Genomic DNA, 385 nt, shown 5'->3' on the forward strand with positions numbered 1-385 from the left:
AACATCTGACGATAAAAGCGAGGATAATTGGCTTTCTCATCTTCGCTACTCACGTACAATTCAGCCATTGCGAAGTCTAATCCAACTACACTTTCTACTTCTTTCTGAACAATTTCCTTTTCATATTCAGTTAAGACAGACACATAATACTTGCCAGTTGGTGTCATCGAAATCGTGCATGATTTGATGATATAATTTTGCGGGATCTCTCTATGTTGTTTCAGTCGTACTAATTTCAGTTTCGGTAATTTGATATAACCATGAAATAACATAATATTTCCGTTTACTCGATTCGTTGTATAGGATTTTCTACTCTTTCTACTTTTGAATGTAGGAAAATCACTTTGACCACTAAAAAAATTCTTATAAGCAGTTTGCAAGTTTA

Annotated in this window: 1 protein-coding gene; it reads right to left on the minus strand. The window is 33.8% G+C overall.

All coding sequences use genetic code 11. The features are described 5' to 3' along the window. Window positions 1-385, minus strand: a 385-nt coding sequence (locus tag JTF23_RS27520) for an RNA-guided endonuclease InsQ/TnpB family protein (protein WP_204210292.1), incomplete at both ends; no start/stop codon positions are given.

The organism is Bacillus sp. RIT 809 (assembly GCF_016892495.1).
In the GTDB taxonomy this organism is placed as follows: domain Bacteria; phylum Bacillota; class Bacilli; order Bacillales; family Bacillaceae_G; genus Bacillus_A; species Bacillus_A cereus_U.